This window comes from Mediterranea massiliensis, from assembly GCF_900128475.1.
GTDB lineage: Bacteria > Bacteroidota > Bacteroidia > Bacteroidales > Bacteroidaceae > Bacteroides > Bacteroides massiliensis_E.
In genome coordinates, this window is the sequence record NZ_LT635839.1 from 95,426 (window position 1) to 114,464 (window position 19,039).

The 19,039-nt window shown below is 49.2% G+C and carries 20 protein-coding genes and 1 tRNA gene; 11 read left to right on the top strand and 10 right to left on the bottom strand.

The genetic code is table 11. The features are described from left to right. Positions 1 to 19 precede the first annotated feature (19 nt). Positions 20 to 667, bottom strand: a complete 648-nt coding sequence (locus tag BQ7483_RS13885; RefSeq protein WP_072546746.1) for a porin family protein — start codon at positions 665 to 667, stop codon at positions 20 to 22. A 98-nt stretch (positions 668 to 765) separates the two neighbouring features. On the opposite strand from BQ7483_RS13885, the gene BQ7483_RS13890 reads away from it, so the two are divergent. Continuing rightward, positions 766 to 852: transfer RNA gene (locus tag BQ7483_RS13890), tRNA-Ser, on the top strand. A 125-nt stretch (positions 853 to 977) separates the two neighbouring features. After that, positions 978 to 1,481 carry a GNAT family N-acetyltransferase gene (locus BQ7483_RS13895; protein ID WP_072546313.1) on the top strand — a complete coding sequence of 168 codons (504 nt, stop codon included), beginning with the start codon at positions 978 to 980 and terminating at the stop codon, positions 1,479 to 1,481. A gap of 39 nt (positions 1,482 to 1,520) precedes the next feature. Here BQ7483_RS13895 and BQ7483_RS13900 read toward each other — a convergent pair whose 3' ends face one another. The 5 genes from BQ7483_RS13900 to BQ7483_RS17615 form a co-directional block, all read right to left on the bottom strand. After that, on the bottom strand, positions 1,521 to 3,953 hold the full coding sequence (locus BQ7483_RS13900; RefSeq protein WP_022020502.1) for a DEAD/DEAH box helicase: 2,433 nt from the start codon (positions 3,951 to 3,953) through the stop codon (positions 1,521 to 1,523). Positions 3,954 to 4,078: 125 nt separating this feature from the next. Then, positions 4,079 to 4,300 (bottom strand): DUF2795 domain-containing protein, encoded by a 222-nt coding sequence (locus BQ7483_RS13905; RefSeq protein WP_002558131.1) that lies wholly within the window; start codon positions 4,298 to 4,300, stop codon positions 4,079 to 4,081. A 77-nt stretch (positions 4,301 to 4,377) separates the two neighbouring features. Further along, positions 4,378 to 4,938 carry a cob(I)yrinic acid a,c-diamide adenosyltransferase gene (locus BQ7483_RS13910; RefSeq protein ID WP_072546314.1) on the bottom strand — a complete coding sequence of 187 codons (561 nt, stop codon included), beginning with the start codon at positions 4,936 to 4,938 and terminating at the stop codon, positions 4,378 to 4,380. 39 nt (positions 4,939 to 4,977) lie between these two features. Continuing rightward, the gene (locus tag BQ7483_RS17610; protein ID WP_022020504.1) at positions 4,978 to 5,610 is read right to left on the bottom strand and encodes a hypothetical protein; all 633 of its coding nucleotides are present in this window, start codon (positions 5,608 to 5,610) and stop codon (positions 4,978 to 4,980) included. An 84-nt stretch (positions 5,611 to 5,694) separates the two neighbouring features. Continuing rightward, positions 5,695 to 6,432 (bottom strand): response regulator transcription factor, encoded by a 738-nt coding sequence (locus BQ7483_RS17615; RefSeq protein WP_317041275.1) that lies wholly within the window; start codon positions 6,430 to 6,432, stop codon positions 5,695 to 5,697. A 109-nt stretch (positions 6,433 to 6,541) separates the two neighbouring features. On the opposite strand from BQ7483_RS17615, the gene BQ7483_RS13925 reads away from it, so the two are divergent. Both BQ7483_RS13925 and BQ7483_RS13930 read left to right on the top strand, forming a co-directional pair. Next, positions 6,542 to 7,126: a sugar O-acetyltransferase gene (locus BQ7483_RS13925; protein ID WP_022020506.1), complete on the top strand. Its 585-nt coding sequence runs from the start codon at positions 6,542 to 6,544 to the stop codon at positions 7,124 to 7,126. 13 nt (positions 7,127 to 7,139) lie between these two features. Next, positions 7,140 to 7,802: a DUF1349 domain-containing protein gene (locus tag BQ7483_RS13930; RefSeq protein WP_072546316.1), complete on the top strand. Its 663-nt coding sequence runs from the start codon at positions 7,140 to 7,142 to the stop codon at positions 7,800 to 7,802. Positions 7,803 to 7,928: 126 nt separating this feature from the next. Here BQ7483_RS13930 and BQ7483_RS13935 read toward each other — a convergent pair whose 3' ends face one another. Next, complete coding sequence (locus tag BQ7483_RS13935; RefSeq protein ID WP_072546317.1) at positions 7,929 to 8,738, bottom strand: Fic family protein; 810 nt, start codon at positions 8,736 to 8,738, stop codon at positions 7,929 to 7,931. 430 nt (positions 8,739 to 9,168) lie between these two features. Here BQ7483_RS13935 and BQ7483_RS13940 point away from each other — a divergent pair, with 430 nt between their 5' ends. The 7 genes from BQ7483_RS13940 (at position 9,169) to BQ7483_RS13970 (ending at position 16,966) form a co-directional block, all read left to right on the top strand. Next, positions 9,169 to 10,395, top strand: coding sequence for a site-specific integrase (locus BQ7483_RS13940; protein WP_072543629.1), 1,227 nt, complete (start codon positions 9,169 to 9,171; stop codon positions 10,393 to 10,395). Between the two features lie 25 nt (positions 10,396 to 10,420). Further along, on the top strand, positions 10,421 to 11,563 hold the full coding sequence (locus BQ7483_RS13945; protein WP_072543630.1) for a PDDEXK nuclease domain-containing protein: 1,143 nt from the start codon (positions 10,421 to 10,423) through the stop codon (positions 11,561 to 11,563). A gap of 262 nt (positions 11,564 to 11,825) precedes the next feature. Beyond that, the gene (locus tag BQ7483_RS13950) at positions 11,826 to 13,994 is read left to right on the top strand and encodes an XAC2610-related protein (RefSeq protein ID WP_072543631.1); all 2,169 of its coding nucleotides are present in this window, start codon (positions 11,826 to 11,828) and stop codon (positions 13,992 to 13,994) included. A gap of 122 nt (positions 13,995 to 14,116) precedes the next feature. Next, a complete protein-coding gene (locus BQ7483_RS17930) occupies positions 14,117 to 14,785 on the top strand; it encodes a SecDF P1 head subdomain-containing protein (protein WP_072543632.1) in 669 nt (222 codons plus the stop codon). Positions 14,786 to 14,800: 15 nt separating this feature from the next. Beyond that, complete coding sequence (locus BQ7483_RS13960) at positions 14,801 to 15,493, top strand: SIMPL domain-containing protein (RefSeq protein ID WP_072543633.1); 693 nt, start codon at positions 14,801 to 14,803, stop codon at positions 15,491 to 15,493. Between the two features lie 119 nt (positions 15,494 to 15,612). Beyond that, on the top strand, positions 15,613 to 16,257 hold the full coding sequence (locus tag BQ7483_RS13965) for a DUF4377 domain-containing protein (RefSeq protein WP_072546319.1): 645 nt from the start codon (positions 15,613 to 15,615) through the stop codon (positions 16,255 to 16,257). A 16-nt stretch (positions 16,258 to 16,273) separates the two neighbouring features. Next, positions 16,274 to 16,966: a hypothetical protein gene (locus tag BQ7483_RS13970; protein ID WP_072543635.1), complete on the top strand. Its 693-nt coding sequence runs from the start codon at positions 16,274 to 16,276 to the stop codon at positions 16,964 to 16,966. Between the two features lie 89 nt (positions 16,967 to 17,055). Here BQ7483_RS13970 and BQ7483_RS13975 read toward each other — a convergent pair whose 3' ends face one another. From BQ7483_RS13975 to BQ7483_RS13985, 3 genes are all read right to left on the bottom strand, one after another. Continuing rightward, entirely contained in the window at positions 17,056 to 17,775 is a 720-nt protein-coding gene (locus tag BQ7483_RS13975; RefSeq protein WP_072543636.1) for a hypothetical protein, read from the bottom strand. 6 nt (positions 17,776 to 17,781) lie between these two features. Then, positions 17,782 to 18,711, bottom strand: coding sequence for a relaxase/mobilization nuclease domain-containing protein (locus BQ7483_RS13980; protein ID WP_072543637.1), 930 nt, complete (start codon positions 18,709 to 18,711; stop codon positions 17,782 to 17,784). Continuing rightward, a partial coding sequence (locus tag BQ7483_RS13985) for a MobC family plasmid mobilization relaxosome protein (protein ID WP_072546320.1) occupies positions 18,677 to 19,039 on the bottom strand: 363 nt, incomplete at its 5' end. The genes BQ7483_RS13980 and BQ7483_RS13985, both read right to left, overlap by 35 nt.

A 19,039-nucleotide genomic window follows, 5' to 3' on the forward strand; every position in this document is an offset into this window, starting at 1 on the left:
ATAATCCCTCTAACTTTTATCAGAAAATATATGCTACAGAAATCTGCCAGGTCTTGGTCTTGCCGCCAAGAATATCCTCGCCGATGGCCTCCAGGGCCTTGCCTGCCGAGAAGCTGTCGCCCAGCGGAATCTGATAGTTAAAGCCTACCTGCAGATGTTTTACCAGCTTGACACCGGCACCGACGTTGATGCCGACCTGCGTTTTCTTTGAATCAATCAAGTCATCACCATTCAGAGACTGTCCGAAACCTTTCAAGTCCATGTCCTTGAAATTAAAGAAGAAATCGGGACCTGCGGCTACATAAATACCCAAAAGGCTTCCCAAACCGATAGTATACTTCAGGTTAATGGGAATTTCAATACCCTGTTGCCGGGCATCCAACGACAATCCGTCGGAACCGTCCGTCACATCGTATTTCTTGCCGCGTTGCGAATACATCACTGCTGCATCCACACCCAATCCGGCTACGGGAATCGTTATTTCAGCCATCGGGCCGATGAAGAAACCGGCGCTATTGTCCTTGTTTCCTTCATATCCGCCTTTCCAATCAATCTTGGACATGTTCACACCGCCTTTGACACCCCACTTCAAGAGCTGGGCCTGTGCAGGCGTAGCCAATGCCAAGCAGCATACGGCCACCAACAAAATACTAAAAACCTTTTTCATAATCTTCATTTTTTAAGTTTTGGGCAAATATATGTAAAATATTCCATAAAAAGCGCACAATTTAGCAGAAAACATGCTACATTTGCACCGCCGAACAAGGAAAGATGCCGGAGTGGTCGATCGGGCCGCACTCGAAATGCGGTGAACGGGCAACTGTTCCCAGGGTTCGAATCCCTGTCTTTCCGCTCAGAAAGGATGTAAATCTTACCATAGGTTTGCATCCTTTTCTTTATTAAAGAACACTCTACGCCCCGACAATGTTCAAAAAGAACAAGGAAAACGACAAGGGCTTCCCATGAACTGACTGCTTATGATACAAATCAGAAAAACCCGGATGGAAGACATGAACCGCCTGATGGACATCTTCGAACAAGGCAAACGCATCATGCGGAAAAGCGGCAACCTGAAGCAATGGACGGGCGGATACCCCAGCCGCGAACTGGTAACGAAAGACATCGAAGCCGGGCACAGCTACGTGTGCCTGAACGAAAAGGGGGACATCATCGGCACCTTCACCTTCATTCCGGGCAAGGACCCTACATACGCCCGCATCTACGACGGCCAGTGGCTGGACGACGAACAGCCCTACGCCACCATACACCGGCTGGCCAGCACGGAAGACAGCCACGGCGTGGCTGCCGCCTGCCTGGAGTGGTGCTACACGCAGATACAGAACCTGCGGGCCGACACCCACCGCGACAACCACATCCTGCAACACATTCTGCAAAAGCATGGTTTCCGCTACTGCGGCATCATCTATCTGATGAACGGCGACGAACGACTGGCGTACCAGAAGATTAGCGGTGAGCGGTGAGTGGTGAGCGGTCAGTACATACCTGCTAACCGCTAACCACTAACAACAATACCTCTTCTTCAGTTCCTCCACCGAGGTACCGGTGAAATAGTCTTCTATAAAGTCCCAACGACGGTCGTCACTCAGGCGGTCGGTACCGAAAAACATCGAGAACAGCTCGATCTGCTCCTGGAAGATGCGTTCGTTGGCATCGAGAATCAGGTTGCGATAACCGTCGGAAGCCGCCAGCTGTTCCAAGGCTTCCACATCGTTGAAGCGCACGTGGACACACGGCGTGCCTCCTCCCGCCACACTGAACGACAGCCCTCCCAACATGGAAAGCAGGTTGAGCAGCATGTTCAAGTCGGAGAAAGGCGTGCAATAGAATTCCAGCCGGTCGCCCTTATGCCCCGTGATGCGCTGGGCAAACAGTTTCTGGTAGCGCGACAGCAACAAGTCGAAACCGCGGGTCACGGTAAACGACAGCTCGTTGGATTCCTTCTTCTGACTGCTGATGTAGCTGACGCTGCGTCCCTCTTCCGTACGGCTCTCGAGCAGGGAGCCAATGAAGCGCTTGGCCGAACGGACGTCCATCGCATGTTCGGCAAAGACGGCACGCAGGGCTTCTTCGTCAAAGCGGCCCTTGGTCTTCAACAAAGCCGTCTTCAGCAGCGTGACCAGGCTCTTGAACAATTCGTCCATGCGGCGGCGGAGCGTGTCGGCATCCTCCTTCAGCAGCACCTCGTGCTTGCCGACAGCCACAGGACGCGCGCCCTCGCACAGCGTACCGTTGTTCAGCTTCTGCTTGAACTCCTTGTAGCCCAACTCGGGGAAACGCTCTTCCCACAGGCGATCGAGACGGGCCAGGTAGACATTCTCCTCGCCTGCCACCGGAGTCAGGTAGGCAGCATACTCGCGGGCAAAGGCGTCGCCCGTCTTGTCCTGCACATAGCCCTCCACCAGCAGATTCTGCGGACTGACTTCCAGCAGACGCGCGCCGAAACGTTTCTGGATATCTTCCTCCAGCCACAGCAGGGCGGTCTTCACAAACTGCCCCAGCTCGGTTTCGTATTCCAGCTTGTTCTTCGTGCGGGGCAGTTTCACGACAAACTCGAAGTCGGAGAGCGACACCAGCATCTCAGGCTTCCGGCCCTTCATGTGGTACACCTCGACGAGCTTTTGCAGGATCAGTGCCAGCTGCTCCTGCGCGATGGCTCCCGTCTGGTGCAGACGGTTCATGTAGTAGAAGTCGCGCTCGTGGAAGTCGGTCGCCGAAATGCCCTGCACGGACGCGTCGCGGGCGGCACGCCCGATTTCCTGCACGTAGTCGACAAACGTGCTCGACGGGGCCACGTGGTAGACGCGGTCGATGTCACTGATGTCCACGCCCATACCGAAAGCCTTGGTGGCCACGATGAGCCGCTTGCTGCCGTCCTTGAAGGCATCCACGATGGCCGCCTTCTGCACCTTGTCCTTCTTGCCGTAATAGGAGGCCACCAGCGGCCAGTCGGCGGGCTTCACCCACGACTTGATGCGCATGTCGATGCCACCGGCAAAGGGATAGTAGAGCAGCGTCTTGTGTCCGTCCAGATAGTCGTCCACCCGGGCAGAGACCGCACGCTGCTTGGCCTTGTCGTAGGTTTCCCCTTCCTGCAGCTGCAACTGACGGATGTCAAAGCCGATGTTGCTGCGCTTCACCGTACCGATGTAGAGCACACAGGGCTCCATCTGCAACGAGCGTACCGTCTCGAAGACCATGTCGTTGTCGCCCGCCGGATTCCACACCGCCGTGGCCGTCAGGGCAAACAGCGGGAAGGTATAGCCCAGCGTCTGCTTCAAGCCGGCCAGATAGCGTCCCAGGAACCAGTAGTCCACACGGAACTCCTTGCCCCAGGTGGTCACGGTATGGGCCTCGTCGACCACCACCAGCCCGATGTGCCGGTCGCCCACAAAGTGGCGGATGTCATACGACAGCAACAGCTCGGGCGACAGGTAGAACAGGTCCACCTCCCCCTCGCGCACCCGGCGGTACACCTCGGCCTTCTGCTCGGGCGACAGGTCGGACGAAGCATAGGCCACACGCCCGTAGCCCTGATCCTGCAGGCTCTCCACCTGGTCCACAATCAGCGCCTTCAGCGGCGACACTACCAGCGTGAGCGTCCCGTAGCGCCGGCCCAGATAGATGGCCGGCAACTGGAAGAGCAGCGACTTGCCCGATCCCGTAGGTGCCGTCAGCAGGAGATTGTCGGGACTGCCGCCCGATTCCCCAAGTCCTTTCTCGGCCTCGCGCGCCACGTGCTCGATGAGTTGCCCCTGCGAGAGGGTGGTCGTCTCCTTTCCCTTGAACAGGTCGTCGTATATCTCCAGCTCGCGAAACTGGGTGTAGCCATAAATCTCGCCCAACAGCGCGCCGATCTCCTCGCGGCAGGCTTCAGGCACCCGGCGTTCCTTCAGCCCGGGCAAACGGTATGTTTCGTTTTCCTGTGTATCCATGATATTCCTCCTGGAACCTTTAAAGACAGAAAAGGGCCGTCTGTCAGCTCTCGATCAAGCCGTCAGACTGCCCTTCTTATTCTCTATCCAGCCTGTAAGCAGGCTTCTTCTGATTACTACGTACATCAATACTCCTCTTCGTTGAAGAAGAAATCTTCCTTGCTGGGATAATCAGGCCAAATATCCTCAATGCTTTCATATATTTCGCCTTCATCTTCCATCTCCTGAAGATTTTCTATCACTTCAAGCGGAGCACCCGAACGCATGGCATAATCAATCAATTCATCCTTAGTTGCCGGCCAAGGGGCATCTTCCAGTTTAGACGCCAATTCCAATGTCCAATACATAGTCTTTAAGCGTTAAAATTATTCGTAAACAATCAGTTCTTTTTCTCAATTTTTCGGCAAATGTATAACAAAAAATATCACTTGCAACTTTTCTGCCAAAATATTTCGTCTTTTTTATTGTCCAGATTGATTTTCCGGGACAAAACGAACAGATAATCGGACAAACGGTTGATAAAAGCCAGCAATTCGGCCGAAACGGCGACTTCCTCCGCCAGGGCCAGGATGCGGCGTTCGGCCCGCCTGCACACCGTCCTGCACACGTGGCAAAGGGCTGCTCCCTCGTCGCCGCCCGGCAGGACAAATGCTGTCAGAGGTGGCACGAGGCTGTCCAGACGGTCGATCTCCGCCTCCACCTCCGCCACGTGTTCGGGGGTGATGATGCTTACCGCCCGAAGTTCTGTTTTTTCGCTGTCGGTGGCCAGGTAACTGCCCACCACGAACAGCTCGTTCTGTATCCACTGGACAAAGGCCAGGTCGTCGGCCGTCAGGCGTGCAGCCAGCAGCCCCAGGAAAGAATTCAGTTCGTCGACCGTGCCATACGCCTCCAGGCGGGCATGTGTTTTGGGGACGCGCGTCCCTCCTACCAGCGACGTCTTGCCTGCGTCGCCCGTGCGGGTGTATATCAGACTTTTCTTCATAAATCCGTTGTTTTTTAAGCATTAAACAGCCCGAAGGCCTTAAAAGTTTACCAAATAATGTTGTTTTATCTTCGTCCGGTCGAAGAAGAGGATGCCCAGGTCGTAGAGGTCGAAGGAGATGCCGCACCGTTCGTCCCGCCTCATCGCATCCCACAGCCGGTGCATGGCCTTCGTGTAGCGGATGCCCTCGATGACGAACACCGAGCGGCCGCGCGTGCGCCCCACGCACTGCCGGAACACCTCTTCCACAAAGTCGGGACGGCGCCAGTCGTGCAGGTACAGGAAGTCCACCGGCACACCGGCCTCCAGGAACAGCTCGTCCAGCCCGGCCGCAGGCGTATAGACGGCTCCTTCCCGCGCGGCCTTCAGGTAGAGGGCCGAGGCCGAGAGCCGTCCGGCATCGACCACCGTCTCCGGCTGGGCATAGTTCACCAGGCGGAACAGCAGCCGCTTCACCTTGAGCGATTCGCCCCGCCAGCCCCTGGGCTGCCGCGACGCCTGCCGTTTTTCCTCTTCCAGCAGGGATGCGTATTTATAATAAGGTGCAGCCTCGTAGACGACGCCCGTAATGAGATGGAAAGCAAAAGGCGAATGCACCCCATAGCCCCGCCGATAGCGGAAACGGGCCAGCCACACGAAAGGCCGTCTGCACAATAAAGATATCTGGTTCATGCTCCTGACATATTTTTACACTTGCAAAGATAAAAGAATCTGTCTGAAAACCATCTGCCGCCCCCACTTTTTGTAACTGTCCGCTCAAAGCAGGTGCAGTTCCCTGGCCACCCGGCAGGCCTCTATGGAGTTCCGGGTTCCCAACTTGTTCAAGATTTCCTGCCGATGGCGGCTGACGGTATGGACGCTGATCGAAAGGCGGTCTGCAATCTCCTTGCTGGGCAGCCCTTTGTCGATCAGGGAGAGTATCTGCTTCTCGCGGGCAGACAGTATCATCGCGCCATGACGTTCGCCCAGCTCCTCCGTACGGCCCGTCACAGAATGAACGATGAACGCCCCGGCAGACATATCGAACACCAGGGGGCTGTACAGGCACAAGGCCAGCCACAGCGTGCCGCTGGAGGAAATCGGAATATAGAACATCCGGTGCAGCACGGGCACATAACCGTTCGTGACGGTCTTCATGCGAAGCCGCCCCTGCAGATAATAGTCGCCACGCTTCCCCGGAGGCAGCTGACGGACAAAATGGAAAAAGCAAAGCTCGTGCAGATGCTTCCCGGCCAGGTCGTCGGGATGGACCAGCCGGAAAAGGTTCTCCTCCCAGATGGAAGCGATCGTGTCGTCCTTCTGAGCCTCCCCGATGCCCAGCATCCGCGCAAACCCTCCATAGTAGATGTAGCTGACGCGGGCACGCAGGTCGCTCAGCACGGCCACGGCATTTTCCATCCGCGCATAGTTGCGGGCCACCTCCCTGTAACGTTCCAGCACGGAGCTGTCAGGAAGATTCTCCGCAAAGTCCTGTGCAGAAAATTCTCTGTTCAATCGGTCTACGGTATCCATCGGCCAGCCATAAAATGGTTATTTATAATCATTGTACATGAGGCCGCAAAGGCCTATCTTTGCAAAAGTAACAAAAAAAGATCATTATCTCATGGCAAGCGAAAAGGAAAAGTGCCTCCGGGGCAAATTATACGACGCCAACCACGACCCGGAGCTGATAGCCGAAAGGCAGCTGTGCAAGGACCAATGCTACGCATACAACCAACTGCCGCCTTCGGAAACCCGGCGGAGAACGGAGCTGCTGAAAGCCCTGCTGGGGAAAACGGGGGAAGACTTCCTGATAGAGCAACCCTTCTTCTGCGACTACGGCTACAACATCGAAATCGGCGAACACTTCTATGCCAACATGAATTGCGTCATCCTGGACGAGGCCAAGGTCCGCTTCGGCGACCATGTGTTCATCGCGCCCAACTGCGGTTTCTATACGGCCGGCCATCCTTTCGACATCGGGCAGCGGAACAGCGGGCTGGAATATGCCCGCCCCATCACCGTCGGCAACAACGTATGGATCGGGGCACAGGTCTGCGTCCTGCCCGGCGTCACCATCGGCGACAATTGCGTCATCGGTGCCGGGAGCGTTGTCAACAGAGACATTCCGGCCGGTACGCTGGCCGTAGGCAACCCCTGCCGCGTCGTCCGGCAACTGACGGACTCAGAAAAGAAATCCATACAATAAACATTTTATCACCATGAAGAAATCAATCGTATTGAGCGGACTGCTGCTTGCCGCCTCCTGCTGGACCTGCATGGCCCAATCGCTGGAGAAAATGCAGTGGTTCAACGAACCGGAACACTGGGAAATCAAAGACAACGCACTTTCGATGGATGTCACGTCCCAGACCGACTACTGGCGCATCTCCCACTACGGGTTTACCGTCGACGACGCCCCGTTTCTGTACACCTTGCGCGGAGGGGAGTTCGAAGTCAAGGTCAAGATTTCGGGCGACTACAAGACCCGCTTCGACCAGTCGGGCCTGATGCTGCGCATCGACCACGAAAACTACATCAAGGCCGGCATCGAGTTTGTGGACGGGAAGTATAACCTCAGCACCGTCGTCACCCACCACACGAGCGACTGGAGCATCATCCCCCTGGAGAAGCCCGTACCGTTTGTCTGGATCAAGGCTGTCAGACGGCTGGATGCCGTAGAGATTTTCTATTCTTTCGACGACAAGGAGTACACGATGATGCGCAACGCCTGGCTGCAGGACAATCATCCGGTCATGGTGGGCATCATGGGCGCCTGCCCCGACGGCAACGGCTTCCAGGCCCGGTTCGAACATTTCACCGTCAAGCACCTGCCCGACCAGCGCCGGGTGGAATGGCTGAAGAAGAACAGCGCCGGCATGTAACGACGGACGGCCTGAGAGGCAGAGTAAAACAAAAATCGGAGAACAGCAAGCGACCCGTCATTGACAGAATCCATCTCAATGACGGGTTTTCCGTCCTCAACAGAGAGAACAATCTGCTTCCCCGCATCAGAACATAAAACCAAATCCTTTCTTTTGTGAAGCATCAAACCGCTCAATCTCCACAGAGAGCGTTTTTCTCAACTGCCCGGCCATGAAGTCCAAGAATGGCTGATTAACTTCTTCTTCCTGCGACTGCCGCAAGGCAGAAATATACTCTTCCCTGTCCTCCTTGAATATCTTGGTTGGGAAGAGGTTGTAGCAGAACTGAATGTAATTCATCAGCAGACGGGCGGTCCTACCATTACCATCTACCCACGGATGAATGGTTACCAAATTGAGGTGAGCATTGAAACTCAATTCGTATTGTTCCCGAAACGTTCCCACAGCTTTTTGCTTTTCCTGCAATAAAGCGCACAGCTCCTCTACTTTGGCAGGAACTTTCTGATAATTCATATAAGAACGGCCGCCCACACCAGCCGTCACGCCGCACAAACGAAATTCACCTTTGGAAGAATCAAAGGAGCCACCCATTACATTGTGTACGCCGCCTGTCGTACGCATCAACATGGCATTCAATTGCTGTAAAAATGCCGATGTGACGGGCTCTTTACGTTTGGCTTCCTCTTTCGCAAGGCCGTATGCATTCTTCAAGTCCTCGTTCATCAAATGATACACCAATGGCTTTCCTTTGGCAGTCACCCCCTCATCGAAAAGCATTTGTGCTTCTGCTTCGGTGAGTGTTGAACCTTCAATCGCTGTAGAATGGGTAATAAGAGAATAGAGGTAGTACTTCTCATAGTCCACCGCTTCACTGATACCAAGTTGCAGAAACTTCTGGTACAACTGTTCAATCTCCTGCCAAACACCTTGTTCCATAGACTTTTATTATATGCATTTTTCCTCTCAAAGGTACTGCATTTGTCTTGCGTAACCAAAGAAAACAAAGACTTACAACTCCATTTTTTTGCAAATGCAGGAAGGATAAGAGATAAATCAGACAAATAAAAAGAGCCAAGTATCGAATTATCAAATACTTAGCTCTTCTTAGTACCCAGACCCGGTACAGCCCATAGAAACCATAGGAAAATAAAAGAATTTATCTTCCTTATTATCAATGACTTGCGTGTTTCTTATTTTCTCCATTTTTGCCATATTTTGCCCATTTTCTGTTATTCAGTACACTTTTAGTACGCTTTGAAATTCCGATTTCTTTTGTACCTTTGCAACATCGGAAAACAAAAGGAAATCAATTATTTAGTGTAATCTCCCGGTTATGGTATCTGAATCGGGATAAAACCTCTAAGCAATGGCAAAGTTAGAAAATAAAACGAAAGAAAACCCCAAATTGGAGCAAAATAAACTTTCGGATGGCAGAATCAGCCTTTATCTGGAGTATTATTTGGGCAGGGAGGAAAAGCCTGTGCTGGACGAAAACGGCAATCAGGTGTACTACGATAGCGGGAAGATGCAAGGAAAGCCAAAATTCGCAGTCAAACATCATAGGCGAAAAGAAAACCTTAGCCTGTATCTGATAGACAAGCCCCGTACCCCTGCGGAACGCCAGCAGAACAAGGAAACATTGGAGCTTGCCGTAAGGATACGCGCGGAACGTGAACAGGAGTTCAAGGAAAGCATGTTGGGGTATCGCCTGAAAAAAGACCGGAACGTGAATTTCTTGGATTATTTTCAAGCCTATATCAATGACTACACCAAGAAGGACATTCGGATGGTGCAAATCGCGCTCAGCCGATTCAAGGATTTTTTGCATGAGCATTATCCGATGTATGAGTTCAGCATCAAGCCCGAACTTATCACAAAGGACATGATGGAGCAGTTTGTGGCTTATTTGCAATCGCGAAGTGTGGGCGAAGGAGCCAAAAGCATCTTCCAGCGTTTCAAGAAGGTAATCCATTATGCGATTGACCATGATGTGATGTTGAAAGACCCGTGCAAGGGCGTTACCTGCAAGGTGGACAGCCAGATATTGCGCAAAGACGTGCTTTCGCCGGAGGAAATCCAACGGTTGATAGCGTGTCATTATGAGAACGAGACCCCCAACGTAAGACGCGCGTTCATCTTCTGTCTGTATTGCGGTTTGCGCTTCTGTGATGTGAAAGACCTTACTTACCGGAATATCGACTATTCCAACAAGAAGTTGCAGTTCGAGCAGACCAAAACCAAAGGACATTCAGCCAACAGCGGAGTGGTCATTCCGCTCAATGACGGGATTCTTTCGCTTGTGGGGACACCGCCAGATGGCAACAAGGACGCTCTCATTTTCAATTTGCCTTCTTATGAAAGTTGCTGCAAATCGGTCAAGCGTTGGGTGAAAAGAGCCGGGATAGACAAGCACATCAGCTGGCATTGCGCCCGCCACTCGTTTGCCGTGAACATCCTCAACAATGGTGCGAACATCAAGACGGTTGCCAGCCTTTTAGGGCATAGCGGACTGAAACATACGGAGAAATACACCCGTGCGGTGGATAAATTGAAGGAGGAAGCGATAAACAGCCTGCCGGAATTAAAGTTTTAACCACAAAAGACTTATCTTTGCAACTATGAACTTTGAAGCATTAGTAAAACATATCAGCACGATACAAAGCACGTTGCAGGCGCAAGCCGCACACGCTGTAAATCTTGCCCTGACCGCCCGCAACTGGCTCATGGGCTGCTACATCGTAGAGTTTGAACAGAACGGGGAAGACCGTGCCGCATACGGCGAACAACTGTTGAAGAAGCTGGAACAGCGGCTGAACGTCAAGGGGCTGAACGAGCGCAGGTTTCGTGAGTTCCGGCGATTGTACCTTGTTTACCCGCAACTGAAAGAGCCTATTGCACAATACATTGTTTCGCAAAGCCAAATTCGGCACACACTGAGTGCCGAATTCATGGAACCAATTCGGCGGTTGCCGTCCGCCGAATCTGCGACAAACATTCGGCGGATGCCGTCCGCCGAATTGAATGACGCAAAAAGATGGATGATTTCGGCTGACAGGCTCTTTAACAGGCTCACATATTCTAATCTGATGCTTATATCCACGATTGACAACCCGGTAAAAAGAGCCTTTTATGAAATGGAAACCATTCGTGGATGCTGGTCGTATAAGGAATTGGAACGCCAAATCAACTCCCTCTATTACGAGCGCAGCGGATTGTCAAGGAACAAGGAAGCCCTATCCGCCTTGGTGCAACAGCAAGCCGCGCCGTTGCAGCCCAAAGACGTTATCAACACGCCTGTCACATTGGAGTTCTTGGGATTGAACGACCGTGCTTTGGTAACGGAGAGCGACTTGGAACAATCCATACTTGACAACCTGCAACGCTTCCTCTTGGAAATGGGACACGGCTTCTGCTTCGAAGCCCGCCAAAAGCGAATCCTGATAGACGGGGATTATTTCTTTGCCGACCTCGTGTTCTACCACCGCATCCTGAAATGCCACGTCATCGTAGAATTGAAGATAGACAAGTTCCGCCACGAGTATGCCTCACAACTGAACCTGTACCTCAACTACTTCAAGGCGGAAGTGATGCAGCCCGACGACAATCCGCCCGTCGGCATCCTGCTCTGCACCGAAAAGGGCGATACGATGGTGAAGTACGCCACCGCCGGATTAGACCCCAACATCTTTGTGCGGAAATATATGATAGAACTGCCGTCGGAGGAAGAAATCAAGAAGTTTATCTCGGCTGCAAACTATTAGCAATAAAAGTACTACTGGCGAAAAGAGAAGAAATATCCATCCTTTTCTCTTTTCGCCAGCACGTTTATTACTGCCTACAAGAATAGGTTTAGGTTGGTTTGGGTATATAGACAAAGGAACAAACTAAACTTGTAGATATTTTTAAGGTGCCTATTTTCACCATAAGAGTTAATTTGCTTAAACCTAACGGGAAAGGAATTGTCTAATAATTGATTAGATTATTCCTTTTCGCTATCTTTGAGTGCTATTAAGATGATAGGTTATGAAGAAACTTCTGTTCATATGGCTTGCATGGGTTGTAATAGGCGGACTTTCTGCCCAAAACAATAAATGTGCAGATATGTCCGCATTGCTGGAAAACAAAGTATGGAAAGTGCAATTACCCCCAAACAAGCAATATGCTATGGAAATGGAATTTCGTGATGCGGGGTGGAGAAACGTCTTTTTGTATGATGGAAAAAGGAAAGAAACTTTTTATTCTTATTCTTTATACGGAGATACAATCAAAGCCTTTGAATCGAGGGAAAATTACATTATCCAAGAGCTGACTGACAGTATATTAGTCTTTCAATACCTGCCCGATACGCTGACTGTTGGTGTCGGTCCTGTCATATGTACAACAGATAATAGCTTACAAGGACAACGGAAGAATGAAAATCGCTTGGACAGCATTTGGCGTGCGGAAATCAGTTGGAACTTGGGTACTTTGGATATGTCAGGGAAACCTTTCAAAGACCTGTCAGCCATAGAGCCGCCCCGATGGGCGAAATGGAATTACGACTTGGAAAAGTATTTCGCTTCCCAAATGGTTTATCCCGAAAAATTGTTGAAGAAAAACCAAGCAGGATATTCCGTAGTGATGTTCTCTATCGACACATTGGGGCTACCGCGCGGAATCAATGTGTTGACATCCAAACATAAAGAATTTGACAAAGAAGTTGTCCGGCTGATAAAAGAATTGCCGCATTGTCTGCCGTGCAGGGACAAGAACGGCAAGCGGATGAAATGTTTCTATGCGGTATATGTTCCTTTCTTGCCCCAACATTACAGGGACAAGGTGAAAGCGGATAGCATCACGGAAGAAGAATTGAAGCATTGCTTCGTTGAATGGGAAACCGTTTCTTATTTTCAAGACGGGAAGCCGTGGTCTGCGCAAAATTACATCACCCAACACTTAAAGTATGAACCTAATTTATTGGGTGATAAACAACAAGCGAGAGGCATCTATACAGTGCGGATTAACTCGTATGGAGAAGTATATGATGCGAAAGTGGTGCAAAGCTGCGGTATTGAAGATTGGGACAACCAAGTATTGGAAATCATCAGAAAGATGCCCCGCTGGACACCCACTATCAATTATTACGGCAAAGGAGAATTTCAGAAATCTGTGTGGACTATACCCGTAATTTTTAAGAGGAACGAGAGCTTGATTGCCCATACAACAGAAAAACATCTTGAAGTCGGTGTCCCTGTATGCTACTTGAATGAACGTGGTGATACCATTGTACCATACGGTAAGTATAAATTCTGCCAAACAGATACTATACGGCACATCGGTTTTGTGTATGAGAACAAGCAGGACGCACGGATTGTTTGCATAGACAATCAAGGCAAAGAATTGTTTTATGTGTTCAAATGCGATAGCAGTCCCGACCATATCCGTGAAGGACTTTTCCGCATCATGGATGATAACGGACTGGTTGGCTTTGCCGATTCATTGGGCAATGTGGTCATTAAGCCTCAATTCAAGTTTGCCACACCGTTTGAAAACGGGAAAGCTCAAACGACAACAAGCGGAAAAGCGCATGATGACGGAGAACATTCTTTTTGGGCATCTGACGAATGGGAGCTCGTTGGGCATAATGGAACTAAAATGATGAGATATACGGCTGTCAGGAACGGTACGAACTTGAAAGGATTGCGAATCGCCCTATTTGATAAGCAGGGAAAAACAGCCCAGGAAATATCTTATTCCTATCCGTCCGACATTGAGTTTGCCGATAATCTTAATATTGGGGTTAATTTACAAGATGTCAATTTTGACGGTAAGGACGATATACTTGTCAACCTTGGTCGGTATGGTAATCAGATGATACAGTATTATGATTGCTTTGTATGGGACGAAACGAAGAAGCAATATCGTAAAGATGAGAGCTTTAAGCAGATAGAAAATCCACAAATAAACAACGAGAAACAATGCGTATTTTCTTCATCACGCATTTCGGCTGCATCTTACTGCTATAAGCGTTTTGAGTTTATTGACGGGCGTTTTATGGAAACAGCAGCTTTGACCCAAACTTTCAGGGCTTCCAAACAACCGCCTTTATTCACGGAAAAGCAATATGTAAAAAGCAAAGGCTTGGTAACATTGCACAAAGATGTTTCAGTGGACAAGATAGACCGTGATTGGCTATCAATCATAATGAAGTAACACTAAAAACAAGAGGAATGAAAGCGAGGATGCATTTTAAGTACATAGCACTTGTACACATATTTCTGTCAGTAACTGTAACAGTCATCATTTGTTGTTTTGTTTCTTGCGGAACGACAAATATGACCACATACCGTAATGGTTATATTGTGGATGCAAAAGGAAAAGTTGTGGGCTATTATGCCAATGGATACATTTTTGATAATGAAAGAAAAGTCAAAGGGAATTATTCCAACGGATATGTCTATGATGAGAACAAAGAAATAATCGCAACTTATGCAAATGGATATATAAAGTCAGCCAAGCATAGGGAGAACGGTTGGTACCGCATCATAGACGGACAAAAAGACAGCATAGCTTCCCGACCAATTGTTACTGTAAAGGAATTTGCCAGCTTACGGCTGGACAACGACTTCTTCGGAAAAGCGGTAATAACAGGAAGTGTAAGCAAGCATAAATTGCAGGCATGGGCAGATTCGACGGAACAGCTCATAGGCAAGCGGATAGGATTTGTATTCAATGATTCCGTGATTACCGCGCCACGAATAAACATGAGGTTAGAAAGTGGGAATTTCCAAATATCGAATCCACATAATTATGACATGTTATCTTTATATAAAAGCTTGTTAAAAGAAAAGAAGGATTCTTTGGATGCTTTGTTCGAAGCCAACGGATGGGAAAATGATACGCTCTTTTTTAATCGGTTAAGCCAAGAAAAACAGGACTCAATTATAAACACATTGGACTATATTGATGCCTGTTCCATTGTAAAAGGATTTGAGAACAAATAAATAAAACCAGAAGAAATGAGAATAAAATTATTTGCATTGACAATCAGCCTATTGACCACTATTTCGTTACAAGCACAGACAAATGAGTGCTACATCGAAGTGACGGGTACATCGGAAATAGAAATCGTACCCGACAAAATCCATTATCTGATTGAAATCCGTGAATACTTCGAGGAAGAATTCGACGGCAAATCGAAGCCCGAAGAATACCATACCAAAGTGCCTTTGTCAGAGATAGAGCAAGGATTGAGAGAAGCTCTTGATAAGGCAGGTATTCCGCAAAATGCTATCCGGACACAAGAAATCGGTGACTATTGGCGGCAGCAAGGGCAAGACTTTTTGGTCTCTAAAAAATTCGACATTACCTTGACAGACTTCAATCAGATTAATGAAATCGTCAAACGCATCGACACGAAAGGCATCCACACCATGCGCATCGGCGAATTGGAGAACAAAGATATGCTTGCCTATCACCAAAAGGGGAAGATTGAAGCATTGAAAGCCGCCCAACGGAAAGCTACTTATTTGGTGGAGGCATTAGGCAAGAAATTGGGCAACGTGATACGCATTGTGGAAGAAGGGAGCAGCAATGCTTTTCCATTTGCGCAAAGCAACGTTCTGGCATCCGATGCCGCTTCATTCGACAACTTCCGTACCATTAAGAAGAACTATTCCATGCTGGTGCGCTTTGAGATTGCAGATAGATAATAAAATCTGGAGTTTAGTGAGCTAAATATTCTTAAAACGGATAAATTCCATATAGTAAGATATCTATCAGAAGGGGAATTATATACCTTTGTCAGCAGTAAAACCACAAAAGTGCGATTATGAAAAGAAATGGTGTATTATTTTTACTGTTATGTTCAATCTGTTTCCTGATGGCAGGTTGTATGGATGACGATACGCCGAAAGACAAAGTGGAAACGATGGATGCTGAGGTTTCTCCCATGACCTATATTGACAGTCCTGTCATGTCAAGTTACCCGATTGAAGGCATGTGGGTAAAGGTTGGAAATGCTGATTTCGAATATATGGACTTCAACGAAATAGCCGGATTTAAGTATGACCGTGGATACGCCTATAAGTTACAGATAGAGCGGACAACCTTGGGAAATCCTCCGGCAGATGGCAGCGGATATACTTATAAGCTGGTGAAAGAACTGTCAAAAGAAGAGGCTGAAAGTACACGTGACACCATCAGTCTGTTTGTATCGGCAAAAGAAGGAATATATGATTGGAATGATTGGGGTAACAGTGACCTTCAAGCACCTTGTATGAAAATACGTGAATCTGAAAAGGATGCATGGACGAATGTTCCGTTCAATAAAATAGAAGGTTTTACTTACGAAAAAGGATATGATTATGAGCTGCGAGTAGAGAAAATAGTCCTCTCAGCCCATCCTAAAGATACAAGGTGTCAGACAACACAATATGTACTGCAAGAAATCATTTCTCAAACAAATGGTGAATAAAAATCGTTGAATTGTCATGGCTGATTTTTTAGTAGAAAAGTTTTCCTTGTTTTCCTTTTTCAGATGCGTGTTATGTATATGTATTTTCGCTTTCTTTTGTGTGAAGGCGAAAGCGCAAGAAGATAATCCGCACCATAATGTAGGTTTGACCGCAGCCTTGACTTCCGGTGACACGTGGCAGCTTGAAGCTTCTTATCACTGGTTGCCTGTACCTTATGTGGGAATTGGTAGTGGCATTGGCTTTTGGAAACAATTCAGTTCTGCTTGCGTTCCAAGTGGCAAATATTGGAAAGTCAATGAAGATTATCAGGAACTCTCAGACTTATACTTTCATCCGTCGATACTCTTGATTTCGCCTACAATCATCAAAAAAGAAGATTTTTCAGTCCACATGACTGCAGAAACAGGATTGATAATGAATATTCCATATGATAAGGCTTGCATCGACATTTGCAAAGACGAGTATTACATTCCTTATGAGCAAAAGTATATCAGTAATAAGAGAGGGAATTGGTGCTTTTATGATATTAGGGTAGGCATTGCTATAAAAATCGATCCGCTAATGATAACTGTCGGTTACATATTTTCCAATTTAGACGTTTTTGCCATGCGCAGGAATATGAAATATGACAATACATTATTGGGGTATTTTTATCCCAAAGCAGAGAAAATACACGGTAGCTACGTGACAATCTCATTTGCATTTTAGATGTTATAATGGAGCAATCTATAAGAAAAAAGGATGAAAAGTCGGAATATGAATTGAATCTTCTTACTCCGACTTTTCTCTTTTTATTTTTATGGATTAGCAATCTTGTCAGCTTCCCTTTTCAATTGCTTTGCCTGTTCATTGAGCAACCTTGCCCGTTCCAAGGCTTCCGCCTGCTTGCGGCAACGTTCTTCAAAGTTTAACACCGAATCCGTCAGGCTGCGGATGAAACGCCCGTCCCGCTGCCACTTGAATTTTTTCTCCAGCCATTCAAGGGTGGTGCCGTCTGCCTGCCCCTGCATTAGCAGGAAGCGGTATTTCATGTCGTTGTCCTGCAACTGTCCCATCCGTTCTGCCAGACGGACATTCAGGTACAGGGAAGCGGCGCAGACAATCAGACCTGCCGAAAAGAGGAACAGTCTTGGACGTACCCACGAAGCGACCCTGTTGTAAATCCGCCGGTAAAACGGTAAAGGAGCGGCTTCCTCCCTCTCCGTCCTGTAAGCGTTCAGGGTCTTGACCATTACATTGAAGCAACGGTAGGTTTCCAACGCTATTCTCTTGGTGTCCTCAATGTGCTTCTGCTGACCTTGCATCTCGTCCCTTATGTTGTCAAGTCGGCTTTGGACTGCCTGTAACTCTTTTTCGGGAATCGCCGGGTTCCTGCGTAACTCCGACAATGTCCGTTCGATGACATCCAGCCTTTCGAGCGTTTCTTCCCGACTGGCTGGCGTTACCTGCGCTTCCTGCTTCTCCTTCAGTTCCGTGACCATGGAGAGAAGCCCCTCTAAAATCAAATTTTCTTCCATATCCGTTTACAGTTTAAGTTGTCTTTTCTTTTTCTTCTTCTTTTTTCTCAGATTCCAGTCAATTTCTTCGTCCGATGGAGCAGACGGCGAAACATCAAACAGGCTGAACAAGCCGCCCATTGAAGGGCTGTCGTTCCTTTGCGGTGTTTGCTCAGGCTCCAAAATAGGTGCGGAAAATATCTGCTGCCGACTATTTTCTGTGGTATCCATTCCTGCGTTCCCGAAATGCTTATCCAGCTTGGAGAAGCTGAAGCTGCGGTCTATCTCCGAACCCTTGAACGTGTATCCGCCTTTGGAAAAGGAAATGCCCTGTATCTCGCCCGTCTGCCCTTTGCATTTGAACCGGATGGTGATTCCCTTTTCCGCCAGCCGCTCCTGCAACTGCTTCCAGTTCCGGGATTTGCCGATTTCATTTTTCACAGCCGTGTAAATCTCGTACTTCGACTTGTCCGGCTCCTTCAACCTATGCTGCTTCACCCGCTCTTTCCCCTTGGCGAAATAAAGCCCGTGTTTGGCTTTCAGCTTCTTGCACACCTGCTCGTTACGGTACATGTCGTTCCGGTCAGAAATGGTCTTGCCGTCGTTGCCTACGCGGTTGAACACGATATGCACGTGCGGATGTTCCCTGTCCTGGTGGCGCACGATGATGTACTGCGTGTCGGTGATTTTCATCTCACGCATGTATTCCTGCGCCAGTTGCACCATCTTCTCGTCCGTCAGCCGGGGCGCGTCCGCTGCCGAATAGCTCAGCGCGATATGCCCGACGGGTTTGCCCAAGCGCGGGTTCATGGAGGCTTGCGCGAGGAAGCTGCGGACGATGTCCTGCCTGCTTTCCGCCAGCACCCCGTCCGCATGGAGCAGCACCGCCTGCTGCTTGCCCAGCACATAGTCCACACAGCCCTTAAACCCGCTTCCTTTCCTTATTTTTCCAATCATCCGACAAATGGCTTATGATTTCTACTATCTTGTTCTTGAGCTTCACCAGTTCAACCGCCACCAGCGCGAAGCCCCCGGTATTTGCCCGGTGCGCCAGTTGGTTGATGTTGTTGGCTTCGCCCGCCAGCTTGCGGAGGGTGTCCGCGTCCTGCCTGTTCAGCCGGGGCGTCACCTGCGCCGCCACGACCGCCTGCCGCACGTATTCGCTGACACGCATCCCGGCTTCGCCCGCCCGTTTCCTGACAGCGTAATACTGCAATTCGGTCAGCTTCGTGCTGACCACCCTTCTCTGCTTGTCTATCCGGCTCTTTGCCGGACGACCGCCCGG

Bases quoted from the DNA above. Each gene is read 5' to 3' on its own strand.
- BQ7483_RS13885 (WP_072546746.1), bottom strand. From the start codon at position 667: ATGAAAAAGGTTTTTAGTATTTTGTTGGTGGCCGTATGCTGCTTGGCA.
- BQ7483_RS13895 (WP_072546313.1), top strand. From the start codon at position 978: ATGATACAAATCAGAAAAACCCGGATGGAAGACATGAACCGCCTGATG.
- BQ7483_RS13900 (WP_022020502.1), bottom strand. From the start codon at position 3,953: ATGGATACACAGGAAAACGAAACATACCGTTTGCCCGGGCTGAAGGAA.
- BQ7483_RS13905 (WP_002558131.1), bottom strand. From the start codon at position 4,300: ATGTATTGGACATTGGAATTGGCGTCTAAACTGGAAGATGCCCCTTGG.
- BQ7483_RS13910 (WP_072546314.1), bottom strand. From the start codon at position 4,938: ATGAAGAAAAGTCTGATATACACCCGCACGGGCGACGCAGGCAAGACG.
- BQ7483_RS17610 (WP_022020504.1), bottom strand. From the start codon at position 5,610: ATGAACCAGATATCTTTATTGTGCAGACGGCCTTTCGTGTGGCTGGCC.
- BQ7483_RS13925 (WP_022020506.1), top strand. From the start codon at position 6,542: ATGGCAAGCGAAAAGGAAAAGTGCCTCCGGGGCAAATTATACGACGCC.
- BQ7483_RS13930 (WP_072546316.1), top strand. From the start codon at position 7,140: ATGAAGAAATCAATCGTATTGAGCGGACTGCTGCTTGCCGCCTCCTGC.
- BQ7483_RS13935 (WP_072546317.1), bottom strand. From the start codon at position 8,738: ATGGAACAAGGTGTTTGGCAGGAGATTGAACAGTTGTACCAGAAGTTT.
- BQ7483_RS13940 (WP_072543629.1), top strand. From the start codon at position 9,169: ATGGCAAAGTTAGAAAATAAAACGAAAGAAAACCCCAAATTGGAGCAA.
- BQ7483_RS13945 (WP_072543630.1), top strand. From the start codon at position 10,421: ATGAACTTTGAAGCATTAGTAAAACATATCAGCACGATACAAAGCACG.
- BQ7483_RS13950 (WP_072543631.1), top strand. From the start codon at position 11,826: ATGAAGAAACTTCTGTTCATATGGCTTGCATGGGTTGTAATAGGCGGA.
- BQ7483_RS17930 (WP_072543632.1), top strand. From the start codon at position 14,117: ATGACCACATACCGTAATGGTTATATTGTGGATGCAAAAGGAAAAGTT.
- BQ7483_RS13960 (WP_072543633.1), top strand. From the start codon at position 14,801: ATGAGAATAAAATTATTTGCATTGACAATCAGCCTATTGACCACTATT.
- BQ7483_RS13965 (WP_072546319.1), top strand. From the start codon at position 15,613: ATGAAAAGAAATGGTGTATTATTTTTACTGTTATGTTCAATCTGTTTC.
- BQ7483_RS13970 (WP_072543635.1), top strand. From the start codon at position 16,274: ATGGCTGATTTTTTAGTAGAAAAGTTTTCCTTGTTTTCCTTTTTCAGA.
- BQ7483_RS13975 (WP_072543636.1), bottom strand. From the start codon at position 17,775: ATGGAAGAAAATTTGATTTTAGAGGGGCTTCTCTCCATGGTCACGGAA.
- BQ7483_RS13980 (WP_072543637.1), bottom strand. From the start codon at position 18,711: ATGATTGGAAAAATAAGGAAAGGAAGCGGGTTTAAGGGCTGTGTGGAC.